This is a genomic window from Suipraeoptans intestinalis (genome assembly GCF_034091795.1).
GTDB classification, from domain to species: domain Bacteria; phylum Bacillota; class Clostridia; order Lachnospirales; family Lachnospiraceae; genus Suipraeoptans; species Suipraeoptans intestinalis.
On record NZ_JAXFXH010000023.1, the window covers coordinates 1 to 22216 of the forward strand.

Annotated in this window: 25 protein-coding genes and 1 other RNA gene; 12 read left to right on the top strand and 14 right to left on the bottom strand. The window is 44.0% G+C overall.

Annotated features, from left to right (window positions below):
* The 6 genes from SOW26_RS07975 to SOW26_RS08000 all read right to left on the bottom strand — a co-directional run.
* Nucleotides 1–860: hypothetical protein (locus SOW26_RS07975; RefSeq protein ID WP_320652200.1), on the bottom strand; the 860-nt coding region annotated here is incomplete at its 3' end.
* Nucleotides 853–1569: a hypothetical protein gene (locus tag SOW26_RS07980; protein WP_320652201.1), complete on the bottom strand. Its 717-nt coding sequence runs from the start codon at nucleotides 1567–1569 to the stop codon at nucleotides 853–855. The genes SOW26_RS07975 and SOW26_RS07980, both read right to left, overlap by 8 nt.
* A gap of 30 nt (nucleotides 1570–1599) precedes the next feature.
* Nucleotides 1600–3150: a DUF6034 family protein gene (locus tag SOW26_RS07985; RefSeq protein ID WP_320652202.1), complete on the bottom strand. Its 1551-nt coding sequence runs from the start codon at nucleotides 3148–3150 to the stop codon at nucleotides 1600–1602.
* 385 nt (nucleotides 3151–3535) lie between these two features.
* On the bottom strand, nucleotides 3536–3775 hold the full coding sequence (locus tag SOW26_RS07990; RefSeq protein ID WP_320652203.1) for a hypothetical protein: 240 nt from the start codon (nucleotides 3773–3775) through the stop codon (nucleotides 3536–3538).
* Nucleotides 3772–4818, bottom strand: coding sequence for a TIGR04066 family peptide maturation system protein (locus tag SOW26_RS07995; RefSeq protein ID WP_320652204.1), 1047 nt, complete (start codon nucleotides 4816–4818; stop codon nucleotides 3772–3774). The genes SOW26_RS07990 and SOW26_RS07995 overlap by 4 nt, the downstream gene beginning before the upstream one ends.
* A 27-nt stretch (nucleotides 4819–4845) precedes the next feature.
* Nucleotides 4846–6267 (bottom strand): radical SAM protein, encoded by a 1422-nt coding sequence (locus tag SOW26_RS08000; RefSeq protein WP_320652205.1) that lies wholly within the window; start codon nucleotides 6265–6267, stop codon nucleotides 4846–4848.
* Between the two features lie 592 nt (nucleotides 6268–6859).
* Here SOW26_RS08000 and SOW26_RS08005 point away from each other — a divergent pair.
* The 4 genes from SOW26_RS08005 (at nucleotide 6860) to tadA (ending at nucleotide 10603) form a co-directional block, all read left to right on the top strand.
* Entirely contained in the window at nucleotides 6860–7480 is a 621-nt protein-coding gene (locus SOW26_RS08005; RefSeq protein ID WP_320652206.1) for a 4'-phosphopantetheinyl transferase family protein, read from the top strand.
* A 246-nt stretch (nucleotides 7481–7726) separates the two neighbouring features.
* On the top strand, nucleotides 7727–8683 hold the full coding sequence (locus tag SOW26_RS08010; protein ID WP_320652207.1) for a hypothetical protein: 957 nt from the start codon (nucleotides 7727–7729) through the stop codon (nucleotides 8681–8683).
* 15 nt (nucleotides 8684–8698) lie between these two features.
* Nucleotides 8699–10117: a deoxyguanosinetriphosphate triphosphohydrolase gene (locus SOW26_RS08015; protein ID WP_320652208.1), complete on the top strand. Its 1419-nt coding sequence runs from the start codon at nucleotides 8699–8701 to the stop codon at nucleotides 10115–10117.
* Complete coding sequence (gene tadA / locus SOW26_RS08020) at nucleotides 10118–10603, top strand: tRNA adenosine(34) deaminase TadA (RefSeq protein WP_320652209.1); 486 nt, start codon at nucleotides 10118–10120, stop codon at nucleotides 10601–10603.
* Nucleotides 10604–10682: 79 nt separating this feature from the next.
* Here tadA and ffs read toward each other — a convergent pair.
* The 8 genes from ffs to SOW26_RS08060 all read right to left on the bottom strand — a co-directional run bounded on the left by ffs (nucleotide 10683) and on the right by SOW26_RS08060 (nucleotide 15508).
* Nucleotides 10683–10946: signal recognition particle sRNA large type (gene ffs, locus SOW26_RS08025), an RNA gene on the bottom strand.
* A 209-nt stretch (nucleotides 10947–11155) separates the two neighbouring features.
* Complete coding sequence (locus tag SOW26_RS08030) at nucleotides 11156–12208, bottom strand: IS30 family transposase (RefSeq protein ID WP_154476938.1); 1053 nt, start codon at nucleotides 12206–12208, stop codon at nucleotides 11156–11158.
* 103 nt (nucleotides 12209–12311) lie between these two features.
* Entirely contained in the window at nucleotides 12312–12881 is a 570-nt protein-coding gene (locus SOW26_RS08035) for a hypothetical protein (protein ID WP_276960115.1), read from the bottom strand.
* A 144-nt stretch (nucleotides 12882–13025) separates the two neighbouring features.
* Nucleotides 13026–13442 carry a VapD family protein gene (vapD, locus tag SOW26_RS08040; protein WP_154476934.1) on the bottom strand — a complete coding sequence of 139 codons (417 nt, stop codon included), beginning with the start codon at nucleotides 13440–13442 and terminating at the stop codon, nucleotides 13026–13028.
* A gap of 10 nt (nucleotides 13443–13452) precedes the next feature.
* Complete coding sequence (locus SOW26_RS08045; protein WP_154476932.1) at nucleotides 13453–13770, bottom strand: hypothetical protein; 318 nt, start codon at nucleotides 13768–13770, stop codon at nucleotides 13453–13455.
* Nucleotides 13771–13870: 100 nt separating this feature from the next.
* Entirely contained in the window at nucleotides 13871–14218 is a 348-nt protein-coding gene (locus SOW26_RS08050; protein ID WP_154476930.1) for a hypothetical protein, read from the bottom strand.
* Entirely contained in the window at nucleotides 14184–15239 is a 1056-nt protein-coding gene (locus SOW26_RS08055) for a ParB/RepB/Spo0J family partition protein (RefSeq protein ID WP_154476928.1), read from the bottom strand. Before SOW26_RS08055 ends, SOW26_RS08050 begins: the two co-directional genes overlap by 35 nt.
* A gap of 2 nt (nucleotides 15240–15241) precedes the next feature.
* Nucleotides 15242–15508: a hypothetical protein gene (locus SOW26_RS08060; RefSeq protein WP_154476926.1), complete on the bottom strand. Its 267-nt coding sequence runs from the start codon at nucleotides 15506–15508 to the stop codon at nucleotides 15242–15244.
* Between the two features lie 370 nt (nucleotides 15509–15878).
* Here SOW26_RS08060 and SOW26_RS08065 point away from each other — a divergent pair, with 370 nt between their 5' ends.
* From SOW26_RS08065 to SOW26_RS08100, 8 genes are all read left to right on the top strand, one after another.
* On the top strand, nucleotides 15879–16796 hold the full coding sequence (locus tag SOW26_RS08065) for an AIR synthase family protein (RefSeq protein WP_154476924.1): 918 nt from the start codon (nucleotides 15879–15881) through the stop codon (nucleotides 16794–16796).
* Nucleotides 16793–17290: a tRNA (cytidine(34)-2'-O)-methyltransferase gene (locus tag SOW26_RS08070; protein ID WP_154476922.1), complete on the top strand. Its 498-nt coding sequence runs from the start codon at nucleotides 16793–16795 to the stop codon at nucleotides 17288–17290. The genes SOW26_RS08065 and SOW26_RS08070 overlap by 4 nt, the downstream gene beginning before the upstream one ends.
* Nucleotides 17291–17429: 139 nt before the next feature.
* Nucleotides 17430–17747: an ATP synthase subunit B family protein gene (locus SOW26_RS08075; RefSeq protein ID WP_154476920.1), complete on the top strand. Its 318-nt coding sequence runs from the start codon at nucleotides 17430–17432 to the stop codon at nucleotides 17745–17747.
* 31 nt (nucleotides 17748–17778) lie between these two features.
* On the top strand, nucleotides 17779–19794 hold the full coding sequence (locus tag SOW26_RS08080; RefSeq protein ID WP_276960113.1) for a V-type ATP synthase subunit I: 2016 nt from the start codon (nucleotides 17779–17781) through the stop codon (nucleotides 19792–19794).
* A 1-nt stretch (nucleotide 19795) separates the two neighbouring features.
* The gene (locus SOW26_RS08085; RefSeq protein ID WP_154476916.1) at nucleotides 19796–20272 is read left to right on the top strand and encodes a V-type ATP synthase subunit K; all 477 of its coding nucleotides are present in this window, start codon (nucleotides 19796–19798) and stop codon (nucleotides 20270–20272) included.
* Between the two features lie 54 nt (nucleotides 20273–20326).
* The gene (locus SOW26_RS08090) at nucleotides 20327–20920 is read left to right on the top strand and encodes a V-type ATP synthase subunit E (RefSeq protein WP_320652210.1); all 594 of its coding nucleotides are present in this window, start codon (nucleotides 20327–20329) and stop codon (nucleotides 20918–20920) included.
* Nucleotides 20921–20930: 10 nt separating this feature from the next.
* Complete coding sequence (locus tag SOW26_RS08095) at nucleotides 20931–21899, top strand: V0D/AC39 family V-type ATPase subunit (RefSeq protein WP_154476912.1); 969 nt, start codon at nucleotides 20931–20933, stop codon at nucleotides 21897–21899.
* The gene (locus tag SOW26_RS08100) at nucleotides 21892–22212 is read left to right on the top strand and encodes a V-type ATP synthase subunit F (protein ID WP_154476910.1); all 321 of its coding nucleotides are present in this window, start codon (nucleotides 21892–21894) and stop codon (nucleotides 22210–22212) included. The genes SOW26_RS08095 and SOW26_RS08100 overlap by 8 nt, the downstream gene beginning before the upstream one ends.
* Nucleotides 22213–22216 lie beyond the last annotated feature (4 nt).

Here is a 22216-nt window from a genome sequence, read left to right on the forward strand (position 1 = left end):
TGAATTACTCTTTGCAATAAAAAACAGTTGAAGATGATCAATCCAAGTAGCAGGAGTATGCTCATCCAAATTTTAGGGAGTCTGTCGTATCCGAAGCTATGCATAGAATATAAACTGTGATTGAGTGGAGATAGCCATCCACAAAGGATATTTGCATGATAACTTAACGTATCAGGGATGTGAAAAATTTTCTGGAGAATTTTAACATTTAGGAGAACTCCGTAGAGATTGACAGTTATCACGACAAGAATTCCTGTGAGGCCTTTCTTCCATAGATGAAACAAAAATAGTAAAGTAGAGATCCAGTACATATAGAGGAACACAAGAAGGAAAACGATGACCGAAACATAGTAAGGAGCAGAGTGTTCCATGGCTCTGACAGAGGTGAAAAGTGATAACTGCTCGCTAATACCCCCATAGCCAATCATAGCCGCAGTTTCACTCCATTGATTTCCCCAAAAGGACCTGCTAAAGCTGAGCAAAATAGTCATAAAAAGTAGAAAAAGTTCGTACAGGATAATAGAGATACAAAGATAGAAGAGATTTCCCCATACCCACATAGTCCTTCCCGTTCGATAAACTCTGTATGCTGTTCCGCCATTGGTAAAGGGCATGTCTGCAAACAGGATAAATATTAAAAATGTTGATATAAGTACAGAAGGACCATCTGAAAAAGTCCACACAAAAACTTCAGTAATTTGTAAAAGTGTATCATAGCGATAGGAAAAAGAGATTGCTTTATCTGTGAGCATGATACACATAACGAGCGCCAATAAAAATGTGATCATGACTTTGGGATTCCAGCGCCATTGCAAAAAATGATCAGAAACAAGGATTTGTATTTTTTTAAAGTTACGCATGATTTGTCCTCCATTTTAAAAGCCATAGATATCCGATCATAAAAAAGAAAAGTAAAAGGATAAGCCCGGTAAAGCCCCCTGCTCCGCCAATGATCCAATCCATGGGACTTATACACGTAAAGCCGGGATAGTATCTTCGCTGAAAAATAACCATTACATAACATAAGACGAAGGGGCATACGAGGGCGGCATATGTACTTTTCATCGCCAGAGCAAATAGTTCCGATGCGATTGCCCAAAGCATGGAGATCAGGAGAAGGCGTAAAAACAGGAGTACACTGTTGGAAAAAGGAGTCAAGACAAAAATGCCGGTGAATGTGCCCGCATCAAATAAAATTGCAGTGAATGTCACACCCAAAAAAACAGGAAACAGGCACATATAGATCGCTGCCACAAAGATAGGGATGAATACCTGATAAAGCAGATATCGCCTTGTCCCAATACGGGAAACAGAAAATAATAGAAAGCGACTCTCTATCTCTGCCCATGTATCTCCGCCGCATAAAATAGATATTGTCAGCGGCAGAAGCCATACAAACTCTTCTTTTTGGATAGAATAAATAATAAGATCAGCAATGCCGGCATTCTGCTCCTTGCTGGTTACGAATTGAAGAAATTCTCTTCCGTTCCAAACAGAAACAGCTGCTAGCAGGCTAAGAGAAAGAATCATACGGTGATGGAATAGCTTTTTTATAATCCGATACCACATTTTATCCCCCCTATATCCCTTTTGTTCTCGTCATTGAGTCTGCGTGATCAGGACAGCGGTGTCGGGTACAATAATGCTCCCGTCCAACGCATTGACCGTTGTATATTGTGGTAGGCGTGTCACAGAATTTCCTTGCGTTACGATCGTATCCTGGATTTTGATGAACCATGCAGGTACAAGCCATGTGTGTTCTGGTTTGTTATAAGCCGGGATATAGGTATACCCCAGTTCGATTCCCTGAATTTCAAAATGATATTCCGTATCTGTCAGATCATGGGCTGCACCCAATGTTGCAATGTAATACGTAAGTTTTGTTACTACAGTGTCAGAAACCGTCTGAAAATCCATCAGCTTTGTGTTTTCTGCTACTGTTTTGACAGATTGGGACATATTATTCCATGTGAAGCTTCTGATTTCGCCGTTACAAACTTCTATTTCAAGTGTTTCAACACCAAAGGGAGGGGTATATTGTTTTTCTCCCATTTCTGTTTTGTCGTCAAACTCTGTCCGGGAGGGTAATCCATTCACGGATCGGGAAAACACAAAACCTTGTCCGATTTTTGCATTTTCCCAGTAAGTACCGTTTGCGTCCAGAAAGGCCATCCCAGATATTTGATCAAAGGTATATTCTGGAAAAGTATCTGTGATAATATATCCATCCAATCCAAGGTCATTCAGTAATTGGTTAGCTGCCTGCTCGTTTTCCTGTGAGAAAGTCGCCTGATTTAACTGGTTAATCTTTTCATCTAACAATTTGTTCAGCTGTGGGTTTTGTTCGGCAGCTCCTCTGTTCCCGTATTCTTTTTCCTGTTCTAATTGACGCAATGACAAGAATTCTCCCTTTCGATATGAGAAATTGCTTGTCTTTCCCTTCTGACTGTCAAATGCGACAGCGCGGATGGTTTCGTTTGTTGCGCCCTCAAAGGAGCAGGAAAATCTACTTGCACTGTCGGAATCAGCAGGTTCTGCACCTAGAAAAACAGCAAACATACTGGGATCGGAAAAGGATGTTCTAAATTCAATTGGAATAGATGAAGGAGAACTGCTTGAGGAAGTTCTTTCTTCGGATAGCTTTGCAATGCATCTTTCTAAGCCGGCTCGGATTTCCTGATATCTGCCAGTGGTATAAGTATCTTTTTTTTCTTCCAGGCGGGAAAGCATATATTCATAATCTGCAAGGGAAGTGGTCTTTTCAATGATTTGTCGACCTTTTGAAAAATACTTCACTAGATGTTGCAACTCCTCTTGGGAAAATTCCTTGTTTTCCACTTCGATGATGGGAAGATTTCCCACCGAAATATGTGTGTCAGATAGATTCAGGTCAGCATGAATCGTGACCGTACCGTCTGAGGGCTGCTGTCCCTTTTTTTCTACGTTGACTTTCCACTCCTGCGGAAGTGTGACTTCGATAGTTTGTCCTGATTTCAGTAGATCTGCTTTCGCAAATTCCGCCAAATTGTCGATTTTTTTCACAACAGCTCTTTTTTCAGGAGTTTTATGGCAGGCTGTAAGAAACAGAAGACAGAATAGAATCAGTATACTTAGTAAGTAATAGATTTTTTTGAAACTACTTCTCATCATAGAACCTCCTTTTATGACGGAATATAAAATCTCATTTTTATGAAGAAAATTTGTGGGAAGTGTCACAGCTAAAATATTATTAGGTTATATTACAAAATTCAAATTCTCAAAATATTTCTTCTGGTAAGCCTTAGCTTCCCATCATGAGGGTGTTTCTTAAAGCTTTATTTTTGTCGAGAAATACAGAGTCTTTTGTGGCAGCCCACAAAGAAACACAATACGCCAAACACACCGTCGAACAGTTACAAGCATATTGCTCGATGGAATTTTGACTTGTTCTAAATTTTTTGTGTAGAACTTTTTTGTTTTTTTTATTCATATTTTCCCTCTTTTCTATCTGCTGAATGACACTTCCCACATGTGTCGAAACACCAATGTTGGAAGGTTAAATATTATTTGAATTTATTATTTGTGCAATCCTGTGTAAATTCATATCATCGTATGCTAATCCATCAATTAAAGTCTCAAGAGATATGTCATATTCTTTGGAAACATGAAATAAAAAATTTATAATTGCAACATATGAATTACTGACTTGAAACAGGTTGTCTTCTCCAGATAAACAATTAATTTCCAAATATTTTGTTGCTAATTCATACACTCTACGGGGAACTGATTCTGTCAAAGGACTTCAACTCCTTCCTCTAGTTCGCTTAATAGGTCATTTACCATGACGGTTATGTCTGAAATACTTTCACCGCTCTTGATAGTCGTGTCAATAGTTACAGAAATTGGATCGTTGATATGATAGTATTCTATTCTCTTTGCTCCTTCATTTTTTCGATAGATATAATTTGTGGTTAGTATTTGGCTGATTTCTATTCCAAATCGATATTTTACAAGCTTTTTTAGTTCCTCATAAACTTCAAGATCCGCATCTTGCAAGTAGTAGGTACAGAGGATACCTATATCACACACTACGCTATTGGAAATTATGAGTGCCAATTCGCCATAATAATTATGGCAATAATTTGCCAATGGCAACAATCCTCCAGGGCAACCAATAAGGACAATATCGGGCTTGTTTTTATAAACAATTGCTCTGACCCATTCTGAAAAAAATGCAACCTTTTTTACTAACGAGAAGTCTTCGGAGTATAGTGCAGCAGGAATACAGTACATTCCTGCGATGACTCCAAGAGGATTGGAGCAAATACTTAATACATTTATATCATTGCGCACTAACGTAGAGTAAATACCCAATTGAACAAAAAACTTACTACAATTTTCTCCCATTCCCATTACTACGATAGTTGGGATGGAATCAAAGTATGCCCGTTCAGACTCGCTCTGGGTTTTGAAATCTACCTGATCAATTATTGTATAGCTGCCAATAGTTGAAGAAGATAAATTTAGACGGTTGAATAAACGTTTTGAAAGTAAAATATCTTTCTTAAGACGGTGGGCAATTTTAATGATATCCATATACGAATGATGAAAAAATTTCATAGTGTTTTCAATTAACAATACAGAATCACAAAGACGACACCCTTCTTCAAGATTTGCAGTACAATAAATATTATAATTATTCATAACATGATGTAGCATAGGAGTGTGAGAGTCTTCAAATCCAATGCAGTGTATAGTGTATTGAGAAGACGATAAAGATGGGTATTGTAATAGTTCTTCTACCTCATTGGTGTATGGGTATATCATTAGTTTTTTCATGCTTTTCCCCCTCTTAAACGTATAACATTAAACGATCATGTTTGTGTTTGTTCCATATCCCATCTCGCAGAGCATACATAAATCTTTGAGATCATTTATAACACGACTTTTAGAGTTTTCGCATTCATTGAGAACATAAGAGGCATTTATTTCTTCGCCAGCTGTCTCAATCATGCCAGAACAAAAACTGCACCTACGCAAATTCCAACACGATAAACATTTTGATTCTAGCGGTTTACAGGGATTTAATATGTTTCTCATTGTTTCAAAATTGAATCCAGTGTCAATACATCCTATACACAGATCGCATCGATTTTCTGCTACTCTTTCACAAGGATAAAACAAACCATTTACAGTTACAAACAATTTATTGATTCCAGGTAAACAGGGTCCATTATGCGCCATGATTTTTTGCTCCGGATAATGTATACGAAGTGAATCATATAATTTGCGGAAATTTGAAAACATGTTTACAATTAGTAAAATCCGATTATCTACTTTTTTCATTCCTATTTGGGCGGCTAATAGTTTAAGATACTCATAGTTTAAATAATCTTTTTTCTTGTTATGTTTATAAATCAATTGGTCATCTTTCATATCACTGCTGTCAACGAAATTGATGGAAATATTTAGAGGAGAGAATATACCAGAATCGGCGAATAAATTGAAAGATTCTTTTAGGTCTGTTGTATTGCTGAAAACAGCATTGTAAGTCACTCTTGAATTGAAGAAATCAGGATATTCTCTTTTTATAGTTAATATATTCGTATACACTTTTGTGAATGTGTTTTGTCCGCCCTTTAATTTTCTGTTTGCATTATGTGTACTCTCATCGCCATCTAGGCTAATCATTATTCTAAAATTATGAGATACTAAAAAGTCTAAAATATGCTTGTCTAGTAAGAAACCATTGGTTGTCATTGAAAAAGATAGAAGTTTATGCTTCAATCTTTTTTCCGCATATAGGACGATTTGTGTTATTAAATTAAACTCGAGTAGAGGTTCCCCACCATAAAAAGAGATAGAAGCTTCTTGCTCATCGAATGAGTGACTTATGTAAAAGTCAACAGCACTTTTTGCCAAGTCCCATGTCATTTTTTCGTTGGAATGTTCACGGGTAAAGTAGTTTCCGCCATAGATACAATATGAACATCTGAAATTGCATTGTTGGGTAATTTGAAGCACTAAAGTGGTTAGATGGCTTTGCGCAAAGAAGCTTAAATGTGATGTGTCCATGTGAGAAACACTCTCAACGACGCTTTCTTTTAATAAACCTTGACTAGTGAGTCGTTTTAGGGAGTCCTCGTATCCAGCAAGAGTCTGTTGCTGCTCGACTTTTAGGAGTGCATTAAATTCATTTTCACTAACTTTGCAAACAACATCCATAAACCTGTCGTAGAAATAGAAATTATCAGGTGTTGCTATGCACTTGATGTAGACTTTACTCATAGAAATACCTCGATTTTAAGCTGAATTGTAATTGTAGATGAAACACAGTGAATTGAGTAATACCTCTTCAAATTCAATCTAACATTTTGCTAATTATTTGACAAGAAAAACATGACGAAAAACAAAAATATATCTAATAAAAACAAAAAATAGATAAAATATTTATTCAATATATACAATAAAGTGAACTTGCTTTTCTTGTAAGGTGTAAAAATCGTTAGCTTTGGGACAAAGGAGTCCACAGCACATTGATAAAAGCACGCATAGAGAAATGCTCCCTGGCCGTTGGGTATGACAAATATGTGATAGGCAAGGAAATGATTGTGTTTCAAAAAAGGTAGTGTTATAGTGAGAGTGCTATCTTGTGGGGAAACCTGTTTCCAAAAGAGGATGTTGTTATAGAAATTCGGCAGCATACCAGTACAGTAAAAAATATATGTAGATTATAAAAAGACAATTAGAGTAGAGAGATCATCATTTGTCGGGCAGGCAAACCTGAACAAGTTTTAGGAGAAGATATAATTTCTTGAATGTTATTACGGTAAATAAAAAGCAAAAAATCGAAGCAGAGCTGATGAGAGGAAGGACGGATTTGGTAAAAACATGGATGGCGGAAATTTCTCCGCTGTATCAGGAGGAGAGATGGAAGGCGGAGATGGAACGGCTCCCTCAGTGGAGAAAGGAAAAGGCGGCCAGACTATCTGATCCGGAGGCAAAAGCACAGAGTGTGGCAGTGTGGAGACTGTGGCAGGAAGTACAGAAAAAAGAAGGAGTGGGAGAAGAAGTAGTGTTTAACCTGTCTCATTCCGGCAACTATGTACTATGTGCTTTCAGTGACCGCCCGAGAGAAGAAGTGGGTTGTGATATAGAAGTGGTTAAAACTTATCTGCCCAGGATCGCAAAACGCTTTTTCACCGACGCAGAATATCGGCGGTTGGAAGAAGCGGATAAGGGAGAACAAAGCGATCTGTTTTTTCGCCATTGGGTGCTAAAGGAAAGCTTTATGAAAGCCACCAGGCTGGGAACCAGGCTGGATACCAGAAGTTTTGAGATCGAGTGGGAAAAAGGGATGCCGAAGCTGGCAAAAAAACCGGAACAGTTTTCAAGGGAGTACGCATACCGGGAGTTTTTTTTGGATCATACAGAGGTCAGAGCGGCGGTCTGCAGTACCGATAGAGAAATAAGAAATAAGATAGAAATTTATGTCTTTTAAAAAGAGAAGAAAAAGAAAAGATTCTTTGCAAAAAGGTCTTTTTTTTGATGGACAACATGCTATAATAAATCATTGAAAAGGATAGAAACCGACTTTGACGAAAAGGCAGGGACGGATCCGGTAGATTCCCTAAAAGGATGTTTGAGAAAAAGAGGGAAGAAAAAGAAACGAATATATTTCTGTAATTAATGAGGGACGATTCAACCACAGAACATCTATGACAGAAAAGAGAAGGAGGAGCAAGAAATGTATTTATCATTCGGGGAGCAAGTGAAAATCATTTTAAAGAGAAAAGGAATGACCATCAAAGAGCTGGCGGCAGTGATGGAAGAGCGGACAGGGAAGAAAATGTCCCGCCAGAATCTGACGCAGCGCCTGGGCAGAGATAATTTTCAGGAAAAAGATATGATCCTGATCGCAGAGATCCTGGAGCGACCGTTCCAGTTAAACATATTGGATGAAGCGGCTCTGGAAGATGAGGCGATCATCGAAAAGGTAAAGGAAAAGATAGAGAGGACCCGGAAGAAAGCAGAAACGAAGAAGAAAAAGAAGGCGGAACCGTCTCAGGAGATAAAAGAAATCAAAGAAGATCTAAAGGAGGATTCTTCGGCAGATTCCGGCAAGGAAACCGCTGTGGAAGAAAGACAGGAGCGGGAGACGGCTGCCCATGACGCGGTAAAGCAGGAAGCGGGCGTGGAAGAAGCGGTTTCGGTAAAGCAGGAAGCGGCCGCGGAAGAAGCGGCTTTGGCAAAACAGGAACCGGTTAAAAAGGAGCCGGCGAAAAAGATGTTTGGCTGGCTGACCAGACGGACAAGAAAGCAGGAAGAAGAAAAAGAAGCAAAATCGGAAAAGCCGGCAGAAGAACTTCCGGAGACGAAAAAGCGGCAGGAGAAGGAGGCAGAAATTTTGCAGCCGTCAGACTATCCGCAGAAATATCAGGTGGAGTATGAAGAAGCGCTGGAGGAAGTGCTGGCGACGACAGAAGAGGAAGACTTGGAAAAAGGGGAGGTCAATCCCTATACCGGCAGAGAATATGAAAGCAACAGCGTTCGGATCCATCCGAAACGGCTGGGTTATGTTCAGGTTTACAGCAGAAGAACCCACAGCTGGAAGGATATGACGGAATGGGCGTTTTTAGGAGAACAGGAGCGGTTAAAAGCGGAACTTGGAAAGGACTATGAAGAGCCGATCTTTCTGGACTAGAAAAGGGGAGCAGGTTTGAACTGGGAACAATTGTTATCGACAAAACGAAGAAGAGAAAGCAGCAGCAAGTACGGAAAAGGAACGGATCTGCGAAGCGAGTTTGAGAAAGACTACCACAGGATCATCGGGAGCGCATCCTTTCGGCGGCTGCAGGATAAGACCCAGGTCTTTCCCCTGGATAAAAGCGATTTTATCCGCACCCGGCTGACCCATTCTCTGGAGGTTTCTTCTTTTGCAAAGTCTCTGGGGCAAAATATCGGAGAAAATATTCTGACCTATCGGAAGGATTCGGGATTTACGCAGAAAATGAAAGAAGATATCTGCAGCATTTTGCAGTGTGCCGGACTGATCCATGATATTGGAAATCCGCCCTTTGGACATTTCGGAGAGTATGCTATTCGGCATTGGTTCAAGGAGAATCTTCCCAGACTGCAATACCACGGAAAACCGTTGGAGCAGGTACTGACGCCACGAATGATCCAGGATTTTTATCATTTTGAGGGAAATGCGCAGGCGCTGCGGCTGGTCAGCCGCCTGCATTTTCTGGTGGACGAAAATGGGATGAATCTGACCTACGGGCTGCTGTCTTCTATCATCAAGTATCCGGTGTCCTCTTTGGAGGTAAATCCGGCCTCCCGGGACATCAAGGAGAAAAAAATGGGCTATTATCTGGCGGACGAAGAACTGTTTCAGGACATTGTCAAGGAGACAGGGACGAATGGAGCGAGGCATCCGCTGGTGTATATTTTGGAAGCGGCAGACGATATTGCCTATAAAACGGCAGATATTGAAGACGCCTTTGTAAAAGGATTTATCGGGTTTGATAAGCTGTTAGAGGTCCTTAGAAAACTGGAAAGTGAAAAGCCGCCGGTATCTGGCGGGTTTAAGGGAGCGGACAAACTGGAGGAACTGTACCAGAGAGGACTGGAAAAAGGAGTGGAAGATCCCAGAGAGTATGCCATCAAAAACTGGATCGTAAGGCTGCAGGCATTTTTGATCCAGTGTGCCACTGATGGATTCAACACCCATTATCGTGAGATCATGGAGGGACGGTATCCATCAGATCTCTTTCATGGAACCTTCGCCCAGTCCCTGATGGAACTTTTGGGCAAACTGGCATACCGGGAGGTCTTTACTTCGGAGACCATTTACCGGATGGAAGTAGCAGAGTCCAGCATTCTGAATGATCTGATGGATAGATTTTTAGAGGCGGCGATCCGGTATGACGATCCGCAGGCGTCTCTGGACGCCATAGGGAAGCGGCTGATGTCCTTTGTTTCCAGCAATTACAAGAGAGCCTATCACAGACAGGCGGAAGGAAGATCGGAGGAAGAAAAGTTGTATCTTCGTCTGCTTCTGGCAACAGACTATATCTGTGGAATGACGGACAGCTACGCCAAACGGCTGTATCAGGAAATGAAAGGGATCATCTAAATGACGGAAGATACGGTAAAGTATATGAAAGAAGCCATCCGGCAGGCAAAAAAGGCTTACGCATTGGGGGAGGTTCCTATTGGCTGCGTGATCGTTTACGAGGGGAAGATCATAGGAAGAGGATACAACCGAAGGACGACAGAGAAAAATCCCCTGGCACATGCTGAGATGATCGCCATCCGAAAAGCCAGCAGGCGGCTGGGAGACTGGCGGCTGGAGGGATGCCAAATGTATGTGACACTGGAACCCTGTCAGATGTGTGCAGGCGCCATTGTGCAGGCGCGAATGGACAAGGTGGTGATCGGTTGCATGAATCCAAAAGCGGGGTGCGCCGGATCTGTCCTGGATCTGCTTCGGGAAGAAGCTTTTAATCATCAGGCGGAGGTGGAAACGGGAGTGCTGGAAAAGGAATGCAGCGAGATGATGAAAGCATTTTTTAAGGAGCTTCGGGAAAAGAAAAAAGAAGGGCAGGAGACTTCCTGTTAAAACAAAATAGGGCAATAAAAAAATCCATGAACCGGGATCACCAGATCCTTTCTGTCATGGATTTTTTATGGTCTGTTTTCTGTGCACTGTGCGTCGAACGATCGATCCCAGACGTTACCTTGGCAGCTGACTCAGTCCAGGCACCCTTACGGCACCCGGAAGATTTCACTTAGTGCTGCTTCGTTCCCGACCTGACACGGTTCATGAAGTTCCGCTGCGTAAGACCCGAACATCGGCATCAGCTGATCAAGGGCAGCTCTGCAATGCGATGCCCTCGGCACAGTATCACCCCTGCTATAGCGGATTGCAGGTACAAGGTACCGCTACCACCCCGGCTGCACAGGTCTTCATTCTAAAGGATTTTGCATAAAATGTCAATGAAAAAGGAAAGGCATCTGCATAGTGAAAATGTCAAGTGTTAATGCTCACTTTCTTCCTATCTTTTTTTTATATTTTTTTCTCCCCGAATATTTTGTGCTTTGTATGAGAAGAACACGCAAAGTGGCCACTTATACAAGTGGCTGTCGTCTCCCGAAAAAATTGTCTCCTGTGTTATGCAATCCACCCCCTTTCTGTTGCTTCCTGAATCAATTTCAGAAAGACTTCTTCTGCAGATCTCCCTCCATAGATTTTTCTGGGATATTGATTCATCCATGCTTCTATCTGTTTGATTTGATTTCTGGAAATCCCATCAAGGTTCATTCCTTTTGGCAGGTATCTTCTGATAAATCTGTTTTGATTCTCATTCCTGGAACGCTCTGTACTTCTGTATGGGTGGCAGACGTATATTTTTGTTCTGCTTTTCTTATTTCTTCGGGATCGCTCAATCCCTTTGTAATCGCTAAATTCCGCCCCATTATCTACTGTAATGCTGCGGAATAACTCCCGAAAAGCCTTTTCTCCGATTCTGCGTTCCATCCGATCCAATGCTCGCACCACTTCCGTTGCCGTATGTGCTTTCAGTGGTTCTATCACTTCCAGAAGCGTCGCTCTTTCTGTTAATACCAGAAGGCTTTTTTTGCTTCCCCTTCCACCCAGAACCGTATCCATTTCCCAATGTCCCACTTCTTCTCTGCGGTTAATCTTTTCCGGTCGCTTCTCAATACTGGTTCCTCTGCTGACCTTCTTTGCCACCTGTACCTTCTTTTTCCTTTTTTTGTGTGGCATGGGACAATCAGCCAATACGATATTAGGAAACACCCTCTTCCTGATGTAATTATAGCAAGTAGATAAGCTGATCTGTGTTTGAAACACCTGATCTGATTTCCTGGCTGCTTCTAGCGCCGCATAGGGCGACTTCTTTTCCTTTATAATCTGATGCTCCAAAAACCGAAGCAGCTTTCTATCTGTTCCGATCTTCAGCCCCCTTCCTTTCTCCTTCAGCTTCTCTCGATATTTCCTTTGTGCCTCTTCCGGATTATACCGTTCTTCTTCCGTCAGGTCTGTATTCCTGTGTAGATAAGTCGCTCGTTTTACTTCCCGATAAATGGTTGATATGTGAACTTGTAATTCTTCGGCGATCTCCCTTTTTCCAAACCCATGCCGTAACATCAATTCGATTTTAAGTCGGTCATCCCGACTTAGATGACTATAGAATTTCCCCATCCCTTTTCGATCCTTTTCCTAGAACTTCTAAGAAAACTATAACAAAAAACAGGCCAACCATTCAACGGTTTTGACCTGTTCTCCTTCACATTTCTATCCATTTTTATTGGGTTGCTCCGCAGCTGCATCGATACCCGGTGATCTGCTGTTCCTGATGTGTTACTGCTGGATGATTTATCGTATTATAATGATCCAAAACTTGGCGATATGCTGTTCCGTATCCACCACAAGGGCACCCCGTTGCCTCCTCATGTTGTCTTGAAGTTTGTCCCGTTATGTCTGCTCCACATGTATTGCATTGTTTCCATGCTTCTTGCCTATACACTGGAACTTGTTCTGTCCATGCTGCCTGATCTGTTACCGTAATCGTGGTATACACTGGCTGCCAGTTATGGCTGTGTGCTTTTGGCTCTGTCTGGGACGTGTTCCCTGAACCAGAAGTTTCCGCTGATTTTGCTGATTCTTTCTGCTTCGCCTCTACCCCGGTTACTCCAACCTTTTCTGCCTCCTCCTTCTTCTTTTCGCTTCCTTCAGTGGATGAAACTTCTGCCTTTTTCTCCTCTTCTTTGACCGTCTCCACCTCTTCTTTATCTGCAGCTTCTTCTTTCTTGACTTCTACCTTGTTTTTCGTTTTCTTTTCTTCCTTCTTTTTTTCTGTCTGTTCCACTTTCATTTTTTGCTTCGTTTCCGCCCCGGTTTCTATCTGTGCGCCAATGCCCAGAGCAACAAGAAAAGCTGCCACGCAAGCTGCCGATATCAGTCTTTTCATTTATTTTTCCCTCCTTTATTTCCTATTCTCTATCCCGTATAACTCTATCTAAAAATCCAACTCTTCCTCATTTATAAATTCTTGCTGGCCTTCTGCCTGTCTTGCTGCTCTTTCCACGGCTTTTTGCATATAAGTCTGAGGGTTTTGTTCTTTCTGTTTACAAGCATCTCTTAAAGATTCGGAAAAATCATAAGTGTCACCTATCTCTGTCGCATAAATTGTATACAATGAATCTTCCAACCAGCTAAACTGTTCTCCCATTTCTTGAATACATTCATAAACATCCAACAATGCTAGTTCTTCTTTACTGTGATAGCCTGATCCTTGCACATGAATAAATTCTTTTCCAGTTAAATATTCCCGAATATCTTCATAAGCTTTTCGCCAATTTTTGCCTGGATAGAATTTCTCTAATTTCTTTGTATCCAAATCAAAGTTCATGGAATATCGAGACTTTTTCTCCATATTCAATCTCCTATCCAAACATTATTCCTTTTTTCTCTGTGTAATATTGGATTAAATCTATATGTTCTCCTCTTGGAGCGAACCACTCTATCGATTTCACGCATTTTTCAAACCAGTCTGCATGACATAAATGATGTGCTGCATTCCCTACATGGGAAACGTCAGAGGGAACCCCTCTTCCTGTAAAAACACCATCTCCCTGATTGATGCACTGGTAATTCTCACAGGTTTTTTCTACTGCCTCTATTACTTCCCGATAGTCATACCCATATTTTTCTGTTTTTTCTGGGTCGATTCTTATAATCAGTTTAAATTCCGATTTTGCCATCTGCTCTTCCTCCTTCTTACAATTTTCTCCCATTGGTTTTACGTGTCAACATTGACACGTACTCTTCTTTTTCCTCCACACAGCTTCCCGGCGTCTTTCTCTAACCCCATAATAACCGTGCCTGCATTTCGCAGAAGTTCAGCATAGCCTGAAAGATTACTACTGTTTTCGTGGTCTTTTCGTCTGCCGCCACTTCTTCTAACGCTTCATTTTCCGCTTCTGTCAGTATGATCTGTTCCCGTACCGTTTTCCTTACATAATCCGGATCTGTGTAAGCACGGATCTTCAACCGGGGGTTCACCTTACAATCTCCTCTCAAAAAAGTAGCAATCGCCTTTTTCTGAAATGCCACCAGGCTTGCTCCCGTTTCTTTCAAAAGCCGATGCTCAATGATAAACATAGATCTGGTCACTTTATAGGTTGTGATGATTTTCTTTTGTGCTTCCAATGACACTTTCTCCATTCTTTATCAGTTCCTCCAACTGGCGAATGACATTCAGATATTGAAAGTATTGTTCCTCCTGCAGCAGCATCCCAATCCGAACCTGCTTGCGGATCCCTTCTGTATCCTGTTTCCAGTTTTCTCCGTCCAAATAGCAATACCCTTCCGGAACCTCTACTTCTCTTTTTTGTAGTGTAGCATGTTCTTTTTCACTACTCAATAGTCCCTTCTGTTCCTCCTGATATTTTTTCAAGTCCTTCCCTTCGATTTTTTTCTGCGCCTGCATTTTCTGCAGGAAATCTTCCTGTACCTCCACTGGCATATCTGCCACCTGTGCTGCCGTGTTGGAGGAAATCTTATCTTCCAACATGACATCCATTAACGCAGGGCTGCCCTGATGTTCCACTTTGTCAAACTGTGCCACCTTCCCAGTAGAGATCCCCAGGGTTTCGGAAAGCACCTCTCTTTCTCGTTTTCCTTTTAGTTCCACTTCACTTCCATCCGCTTTCTTCAGACGCTCCACTCCTTGATCTTTCAGCTTTTTGTAGATTCGTCTCAATTCCTGCAGCTCTCTTGCAATCTCTCCATCGGTATAATCCCTTTGTTCCCGGTTGGTTGTGATGATAGAATACATTTCCTTTTCTTCTTCATCCAGCGGCAGATCAATTTTATCCAGTACCGTCACCACACAGGGAATCACTTTCTGCCAGATCCCTTTTTCGATCAGCAGATCAATGGCAGTCAGCCTTCTTTCCCCACTTAATAGCTCAAATTTATTTCCCTCAATCGGCTTTACCTCCAGCGGCTGCTTGAGGCCTACGTCTGCGATAGACTGCGCCAGGCTTTCAATCTCTCCAATCTTATAAAAGTTCCGTTTATTCTTTTCAATCTGACGCCTGTCTAAATACAGAAGATCCATATCCCCTCTGGATACATCATTTAAAAGTCCAAGTCCCGCTTTCATTCCACCGTCTTCATTCAACAGGCCTTCCGTCCCTCGAATCTTTGATAAATTAAACTTTCCCATAGCTATTCTCCTTCCATGATATGCCGTGTCAGCGCCAGATATTCTCGTGTGATCTTCTCTTTCTTTTTCGGATCCCTGGCCAGTAGTGGTTGTTGCTCCAAAGTGCTTTCTTCAATCCATTTGGAGCTTCGGATCGTCACCGGAAGTAATCCTCCTTCCGGAAAAATTTCTTCCAATAACCCATACACCGCTTTTTCTATGTTTTTCCTGCCGCTATACTGGGTAAGAAAACAGCCTCCCAATTTTAGCTTGAAATTATAACGCTGCACCGTGCGGATCTGCATAGAAAGAGGAGATATCTCTGTACAAAACAGTACAAAAAAAGTAGATGAAAAAAGGCTTCCATATTGTACAAAAAAAAGTACATGTGCTATAATGGGCGTTATAGTTGGCGAAAAAGATGCGGCTGGGAAAGGCGGCGTCTGCATAGAACCAACCGGCAGAGGAAGCGGACTGCCGTAGAAAAGCAGCGGATGTTGTAACGGGAAAGAAGGAAACGAGATGAAATTTCATGACAAACGGACGAAAAGAATCATAGCGATCATTACGGTAACGGTGATCGTGGCCATGATCGCCACGATGGTGATCCCATATCTGATCGTGTAGCGTGACAGGAAGAAGAAAAGTGAGGCAATCAACATGGAACTTGCGTGGAAATCATATACCGCCTACGGAGAGGAAGAGCGTGTGGGAGATACGGCTCTTGCCATGGTGGCAAATCATCTGAAAAGTAGAGGGTGTCGGCAGCTTGCTGTAACGGCGTCGGTGGAGATCCCTTCCGGAGAATATAAGATGCTTTCTATCCGGGTGGAAAAAAGACTGCGGGATCTTTGCGGGCAAAAACAGATTCCCTGTCATGGCGTTGAACGGCGGGTGAATCCCCTGCTGAAAAGTCCGGGAGTGACTGTGACAGGAGCGGGAGAAGTCTGCGCACAGACTGCTGCGGGCAGGGAAAAGGAAACGCAGGACAGAAAAGATATCTGGGAAAAAAGGGAATCGGAAAAGTGTATACCGTACAGCCAAGGGGAAGAGGAGATTTACTGTGTAGGATTGCCTGCCTTATCTGCCGCCCTGCAGCTTAAAAGGCAGGAGAAAAAAATCTTAGAACAAAGATTTTCTTCTGCTTTTTTGGAAGAAATGGAACGGTGGAAAGAGGAGCAGTTTTTAAAGGATCGCTGTTTTTTACAGGGAAATGGGATCACCGGCTGGTATCAGACGGAAGAGGGCGGGATCTTTGCCGCTCTGTGGAAGATGGCGGAATCCAAATGCTGTGGATTTGAAGTGGAATTAAAGCAGATCCCTCTCCTGCAGGAGGTGATCGAGATTTGTGAGCATTTTCGTCTGAACCCCTACCTGATGCAGTCGGCGGGCTGCATGATAGTGACTTCCGGGACGGATCTGGAGCAGGAACTGGGAGAACAGGAGGTCTTTGTAAAAAGGATCGGTCGCCTGAAGGAGGGAAAGGAGAAGCTTTTGAAAAACGGGGAGGAGATCCGGTGTCTGGATCGCCCGGCGCCGGATGAATGGCTGAAATGGCTGGGAGGAGAAAGAGAATGATCAATATTGTACTGCTGGAGCCGGAAATACCGGCAAATACCGGAAATATCGGAAGAACCTGCGTGGCGACAGGGGCGAGGCTGCACCTGATCGAGCCGCTGGGGTTTCGGCTGACAGAAAAGAATCTGAAACGGGCAGGCATGGATTACTGGAGCCGATTGGATGTCACCACCTATGTAGACTACCGGGAGTTTTTGGACAAGAATCCGAAAGCGAAGATCTATCTGGCAACGACCAAGGCAAAACGGATCTATACAGAGGTTTCCTACGAAGAAGACTGCTATATCATGTTCGGCAAGGAAAGTGCGGGGATTCCGGAGGAGATCCTGCAGGATTCAGAGGAAACATGCATCAGGATCCCCATGCTGGAAGAGATCCGGTCCCTGAATCTGGGGAATTCTGTAGCGGTGGTCCTCTACGAGGCGCTGCGCCAGCAGGGGTTTGACGGCATGTGCAGGGAGGGAAAACTGCATCGATTGGAATGGAAGGATTAAAATGCAGGAAAATTCGTTTGACTATTCATAATATTTATAAGTACTGATAGATATAATCATTAAAAAAGCATAAATTTCATGGACTTATGAATTGGGATATATTATAATTTTAGCCAAATAGGTTCATGAAGGAAAAGAGGTGAATGAGTTGGTAGAGGAAACCATGCGGGAAATTCGGGAAACGGAAGCCCAGGCGGCAAAAGTACTGCAGGAGGCAGACGAAGCCTGTACCAGGATTCTGGAAGAGGCAAAAGAGGAAGCCAGGAAGATCCGGCAGGAAAAGGAAGAGACTGTGAGCCGGAGAGTCAAAGAGGGACTGGAGCGTCAAAAGCAACTTTCCCAGGCGGCGATTGAACAGGCGGAGGCTGCGGCGGAAGAAGAAACGAAAGAACTCACCAGACGGGCGAAAGAAAAGGAAAAAGACGCAGTTACACTTGTGAAGGAAGCATTGCTGTAACGGGCAGCAGGGGGAAAGGAGGGAGAATGTTATGGCAGTATTGCAGATGCAAAGAGTAAGTATCTGCGGGCTAAAACGGGATCGGAAAGCGATTTTGGAAACCATACAGTCTCTGGGTGTCATGGAGATGGATCAGATCCGGCAGGATGACGGCGGCTTTGAAAAGATGGACACCACAAACGCCAGACAGAGCTTTGAAAAGAAGGTGCATCTTTTTGAGCAGGCGCTGCATATCCTGGAGACGTACACACCGGAGAAAAAGTCGTTCTTATCAGGCTTTGAAGGAAAGACGCTACTGGGTAAGGAAAGACTGGAGCAGACCATCCGGCAGAGAAAACAGGCAGTGGAAACGGGAAGTGCTCTGGTGGGCATAAGCAAGGAGATCGCAGAGCTGAAAAATGAGATCCATGGACTGTACAACCAGATAGAAAGTCTGACGCCGTGGAAGAGCCTGGACATTCCCATGAACAGCAGAGGGACAGACAAGACGGCGGTGATACTGGGGACTTTAAGCGGACAGTGGACGCTGGAAATGGTAAAGGAAAGCCTGAAAGAGGCAGAGCCTGAATTGGAAGAGGTGCATCTGGAAGAGGTGTCCAGCGACCGGGACGGCATCTATCTTTTGATCATTTGTCTGAAAAAAGACGAACAAAAAATCGAAGAAGCGCTGCGCAGTCTGGGTTTTGCAAGACCAACGGTGAAAAGTTGCAAATCTCCCGGCGAGCAGATAAAAGACTGGGAAAAGAAGATCCACGGCCTGGAAGAGACCATCAAAAAGAAGGAAAAAGAGATAGAAGCGCTGGCTTCTGCCAGGGAGGAGCTTCAGATCGCCTCGGATTACTACAGGATCCGTGCAGAAAAGTATCAGGTGCTGGGGACGCTCCCGCAGTCAGAACGGGTATTTTGCATCAGCGGGTATGTGGCAAAGAAGCAGGTTCCGCTTCTCAGGGAACGGATCGAGAAGGTATACAGCTGTGTCCTGGATGAGGAAGATCTGAAAGAGGACGAGGTGCCGCCTACGGTACTGGTCAACAACCGGTTTTCCTCCAGCATGGAAGGCGTGGTGGAATCCTACGGACTTCCCGGAAAAGGAGAGATTGATCCGACAACGGTCATGTCCTTCTTTTACGTATTTTTCTTTGGGCTGATGCTTTCCGACGCGGCGTATGGAGCCATCATCTCTGTCTGCTGCTTCGTACTTCTGAAAAAGTTTCCCCGGATGGAAAAAAGTATGCAGAAATCACTGAAACTGTTTTTCTACTGCGGACTGTCCACACTGGTGTGGGGCGTTCTGTTCGGAGGGTACTTCGGAGACGTGATCACGGTGGCGGCAAAGACGTTTCTGGGAAAAACGGTAGAAGTGAAAGCCCTTTGGTTTGTTCCTTTGAACAATCCGATGAAGATGCTGGTATATTCCATGCTGTTCGGTACCATCCACCTGTTTGTGGGACTGGGAATCAAAGGCTATATCTGCCTGAAGGAAAAGCGGATACTGGACTTTTTCTGTGACGTAGTACTCTGGTATGCCTTTGTGATCGGACTGATCCTTCTTCTGATACCCAGCCAGGTATTTGTAGCGATCTCCCAGATGGAAGTGACCTTCCCACCGGCAGTCAATCTACTGGCAAAGGGACTGGCTATCGGAGGAGCGGCGGGATTGTTTCTCATGTCGGGACGGGAGAGCAAGAACCCGGCCCTGCGACTGGCGCTGGGGGCGTATGACCTGTACAACATTACCGGCTGGCTCAGTGACGTGCTTTCCTATTCCAGACTGTTGGCGCTGGGATTGGCAACGGGAGTTATCGCGTCGGTGGTGAACCAGATGGGGATCATGGCAGGAAAGAGCGTAGTAGGCGTGATAATCTTCATCATTGTATTTTTGGTAGGACACAGTCTGAATATGGCCATCAATATCCTGGGAGCCTATGTGCATACCAATCGTCTTCAATTTGTGGAATTTTTCGGTAAGTTTTATGAGGGAAGCGGAAGAGGCTTCCATCCCTTTACACAACAAACAAAATATGTAGAAATCAAGGAGGAGAAGTAAGATGAGTAGTTTAGGAATCGTTTATGCATTGTTGGGAGCAGCGGTAGCAGTATTTCTGGCAGGAGCCGGATCTGCTATCGGAGTTGGAGTCGCAGGTCAGGCAGCGTCCGGAGTCGTATCAGAAGACCCGTCTAAGTTTGGTAAGGTTCTGATCGTGCAGCTGCTTCCGGGAACCCAGGGGATCTATGGACTTCTGGTAGGCTTCATTACACTGGCGAAGGTAGGGATCCTGGGCGGAGGAGCCGCAGAGATTTCCGTACAGACAGGACTTTTGATCCTGGCGGCATGTCTTCCTATCGGGATCGTAGGATTGATCTCCGGAAAGCATCAGGGAAAAACGGCTGCGGCAGCTATCGGAATCGTAGCAAAAAAACCGGATCAGTTTGGTAAGGCGATGCTGATCCCGGCCATGGTAGAGACCTACGCCATTCTGGCGCTTCTGATCTCCGTCCTCGCAGTAACATCTATTCAGCTGTAAGCGGACAGGATCGAAAAGAAACGTGTCATTTTAAAGAAAAAGGAGAGCCAGGCAATGAGCGGATTAAACAAGATAAAAAGCCAGATCATGGATGAAGCCAGATCTTTAGCGGAAGAAAAGATTGCGGAAGCCAAACTGACGGCAGGAGAGATCATAGAACAAGCTCAGAAAGAAGCCGAAGAAAGTGAGAAGCAAATGCTCCGGAAGGCGGAGGCAGAAGAAAAGAAGCAGCAGAAAAAAACAGCTTCTTTCATCGATCTGCAGAAGCGGACAAAGATTCTGGAAGCAAAACAGGGTGTGATCGCCGATGTGCTGAAACAGGCGTATGAAGCGCTGGAAAACCTGGGCGAAGAAGAGTATTTTTCTGCACTGCTTCTCCTTGTAAAGAAATATGCGCTGCCGGAAACGGGAGAAATCCTGTTTGGAAAAACAGATCTTGGCAGACTGCCGGAGGGATTTGGAGACAAAATAGAAGAGATTGCAAAGGCAAAAGGTGGAGAACTCCGTATCTCTGAGAAGGAGGGTGCGATAAAGAACGGTTTCATTCTCGTTTACGGAGGGATTGAAGAAAATTGTACCCTGAAAGCATTGTTTGATGCCAGACAGGAGGAGCTGTCCGACAAGGTTCACCGGCTGTTGTTTGCGTAGGAGGGAAGGCATGAGGGAAGAATATACCTATGCGGTTGCACGGATCCGTGCAATGGAGGTGAATTTATTTTCAAAAGAGGTCGTAGACCAGCTGATCGCTTGTCAGACATATGAACAATGCCTTCAGTTACTGGAAGAAAAAGGCTGGGGCGACGGAGCGCTACAAAAGGATATGGAAGGGATTCTGGCCAGAGAAGAAGAGAAGATCTGGGATGTGGTAAGAGAGCTGGGTATCCCGCTGGAACGATTTGACGTGCTGATGTACCCCAAGCTGTTCCACAATCTGAAGGCGGCGATCAAAGAGGTGTGTACAGAGGAGACCAACCATCAGATCTTTTACGAAAACGGAATGGTCATGGGCAAAGAGATGCTGACACTGGTGCGGGAAAGACGGTTTGAAGAGCTTCCCGAAGTGCTGCAGGAAGTGGCAAGGGAAGCCTATGAAAGTCTTCTGCACACCAGAGACGGACAGCTGTGCGACATTATGATCGACAAGGCGACGTTGGAGGCGATCTGTCAGGCAGGAAAAGAGACGAAGGAACCGGTTATCCGGGAATACGCGGAATCCTATGTGGCGGTGGCCAACATCAAGGTGGCCGTCCGGTCTGCCAAGACAGGGAAGTCTTTGGACTTTATGGAAAAAGCAATGACAGACTGTGAAGGGATCCGCTGGGAGCGGCTTGCGAAAGCAGCGCTGGCGGGAATAGAAGGCATCTGCGAATACCTTCAGGAAACATCCTATTCCCAGGGAGCAGAAGTGTTGCGCCAGTCGATGTCGGCCTTTGAACGATGGTGCGATAACAGGATCATAGAAACTATGAAATCCCAGAAGTATGAGGCGTTTACACTGGGACCTGTCGTGGCGTATGTGATCGCAAGACAAAATGAGATCAGGACGGTGCGGATGGTGCTGTCAGGAAAGCAGAACCGGCTGCCGGAGGAGTCCATTCGGGAAAGGATAAGGGAAATGTATGTATAAGATAGCGGTAATAGGCGATTATGACAGTATTTACGGCTTTGCTGCTTTGGGGCTGGATACCTTTCCTGTTGCCGATGAAGAAGAAGGAAAGGACAGGCTGGCCAGACTGGCGGCCGGGCAGTATGGAATCATTTATATCACGGAAGCGCTGGCCAAAGAGCTGTCAAAGGAACTGGAAAAATACGAAGAACAGGTAATGCCTGCCATCGTCCGGGTACCGGGGATTTCCGGCAACACAGGAGCCGGTGTGGAAGGCGTAAAGAAAACGGTAGAGCAGGCTGTTGGATCGGACATTCTGTTTGGAAACCAATAAAGGA